We start from the raw sequence: 2,492 nt of genomic DNA, 5'->3' as shown, positions 1-2,492 counted from the left end.
GGACGAAGGAACGGACGATGGAGTCGATATCGGCCACGGTGGCACGTGCATATCGCTGCGCGCATTTAAACAGGAACCCGTCGATGTCCGTCAGCGCCATCGTGCTCCAGGTCTTGTCGCGGTCGGCGAGATGAGCCGAGAGCTTGCCGACATGGGCCAGCTTCTTATCGATGGTCGCCGGAGGATTGCCCCGATAACGGGAGAGGTGCTCGGCATACTCTTGCAGAAGCGCCGATGCGGCCGGCATGGCGGGCCTCGCGGCCCGCCATGCCGGCGGGCAAAGCCCCATCACCACATAGACGCGGCTGAGCGCATACAGCGCGGTGCGCGCAAGGCCCAGCCCCTGCGGATCGAGGTGCCTGTGCTGGGCATACCAGGCGATGAACCGGGATGCGCCATCCCAGGTCAGTTCGGTACGTTCATCCAATCCGTGCATCGCGGAATAGATTCGGAAGCGGCGGATCCATTGCAGGTACAGCGCGGCGCTGCTGTCCTGGACGCAGTGATCGGCACGCCAGACGCGGAGCATGGCGTCGGGAGTGGGCGCGGCTGCGGCGGTATTGGGGGAATGGCGTTGCATGAGACACCGACCATGTTGACGCCCCGATCGTAACGGGCGTCCGGGGTTCCGTCAGGCCCCACCTCGTGTTGGTTGCCATCGTCGGTTCGCTCGGCGCGCCGTGATGCCAGGAAACCGAGCGGTGCCGGAATGTCGGCCAGAACCGCCGGCGCCAGTGAGCGGCGGAGCTGGGCCAGCAAATGGGGCTGGTTCGGGTCAATGCCGCCGGACGGCGGATCCGGCACGATATGGGCGACGGCGTCGAGCCCCGCGCGGACGGCGCGAACGCGACGGCGCAGCCAGCGGACAGCGCTTGGCAGGGTGATGTCGGGACCGCGCAGCAGATCGGCGGCGGCCTCCATGCTCCTGGCCGAACCGGCGGCGGCGACGCTGTCTTCGATGGTGTCGAGCAAGTCCGGCAATCTGGCCGCAAGAAAGTCCGGCAGCAGGCTGAACGTCCGATGCCCTTGCGGACAATACCACCGGGCAATGCGCATTCCCCGGGGTGTCAGGCGCGAATAGCTGCCGTGGCGAGCGAAGGAGCAACCGCCCGACGGATGCAGCGGACAGCCGCCCAGTTGGGCGGCGCGCCATTCACGGTTCCGGATGTAGGTCTCGGCGCTCGACGAGGTGTGCAGCGGCATCTGCATCGGCGGTCTCCCCCGCATCGGCGCATGGCGCCGCGAAGGCGGAAATTATGCGGAGTCCGAGGGGCCGCTGTCACCGGCCATGACGGCGCTGGCGGCGGGCCACTCCGGATAAAACCGAACTTTGGATAATGAGCCTTATCTGGAGCTCCAGATAAGGCGCACGCGCGCAGGCGCTTCTATGACCTCAGCGAGGCGGGCTCGCCGGTTGCGACCGAGGCCCTGCGCCGGATCGGCCAGCTTTACGCGCTGGAGGAGCGCATCCGCGGCCGCACCGCCGACGAGCGCCGCCAGGAACGGCAGACGCGCGGTATGCCGCTGGTCGCCGACCTGAAAACCTGGTTCGAGCAGGAACTCCGGCGTGTTCCTTCGCGCTCGAAGCTGGCCGAGGCGATCCGTTATGCGCTCGGCCGCTGGGAAGCTTTGTGCGTGTATCTGGACGATGGCCGCGTCGAGATGGACACCAACACCGTCGAGCGGACGATCCGGCTAATCGCTCTGAATCGTAAGAATGCGCTGTTCGCCGGCAGCGAAGGCGGCGGTCGCCGATGGGCCATAATCTCGTCGCTTCTTGAAACGGCGAAGCTGAACGACGTTGAACCCTATGCCTACATCAGCGATGTGCTGGAACGCATGGTCAACGGCCATCCCGCCAACCGGATCGCCGATCTCCTGCCCTGGAACTGGAAACCCGCCGACGTCAAATCCTAATCTGGTGTCGTGAAACCACGCTTACTCTAGAGGGAATTTGGACGAAAGAGCATCGTGAGCGTCAAAAGCAGTTCGAGCGTCAGCGTTATGCGACGGATCTGAGCGATAAGGAATGGGAGTACATCCAGCCTTTGCTGCCGCCACCGGCCCGGCGCGGCCGCAAGGCGAAAGTGGACATGCGCGAGGTTCTCAACGCGCTACGCTATCTGGCCCGCACCGGCTGTGGCTGGCGCATGCTGCCGGTCCACTTTCCGGCGTGGCAGACGGTCTACTGGTGGTTCCGCAAGCTGCTGCGGCGCTTTCTGTTCCAGACCATCCACGACATCGCGGTCATGATCGACCGCGAGTTGCAGGGTCGCGAAGCCAGTCCGACCGGAGGCGTTGTGGACAGCCAGACGGTCAAGACACCAACGCACCCGGCGGCGGCGGGTACGACGCCGGCAAGAAGACCAAGGGCCGCAAGCGGCATATCGCGGTGGACACCGACGGGCATCTCTTGATGCTCAACGTGACCACCGCAGACATCCAGGATGCCGACGGTGCCGAACTCATCATAAAGGCGATCCGCAAGCGCT

The 2,492-nt window shown here is 65.2% G+C and carries 2 protein-coding genes and 2 pseudogenes; 2 read left to right on the top strand and 2 right to left on the bottom strand.

What is annotated here, in order from left to right; all coding sequences use genetic code 11:
* On the bottom strand, window positions 1–427 hold a 427-nt coding region (locus tag AC5JJ6_RS08885), incomplete at its 3' end, for a hypothetical protein (RefSeq protein WP_496041688.1).
* On the bottom strand, window positions 406–1,209 hold the full coding sequence (locus tag AC5JJ6_RS08880; RefSeq protein ID WP_496041687.1) for a hypothetical protein: 804 nt from the start codon (window positions 1,207–1,209) through the stop codon (window positions 406–408). The genes AC5JJ6_RS08880 and AC5JJ6_RS08885, both read right to left, overlap by 22 nt.
* Window positions 1,210–1,365: 156 nt before the next feature.
* Between AC5JJ6_RS08880 and tnpC the strand changes: the two are divergent.
* Window positions 1,366–1,917: pseudogene (gene tnpC / locus AC5JJ6_RS08875) on the top strand (IS66 family transposase); the annotation flags it as partial.
* Between the two features lie 35 nt (window positions 1,918–1,952).
* Window positions 1,953–2,492, top strand: a pseudogene (locus AC5JJ6_RS08870) (IS5 family transposase); the annotation flags it as partial.

Source organism: Skermanella sp. (genome assembly GCF_059503625.1).
This window is presented reverse-complemented; position numbering and strand designations above follow the sequence as displayed.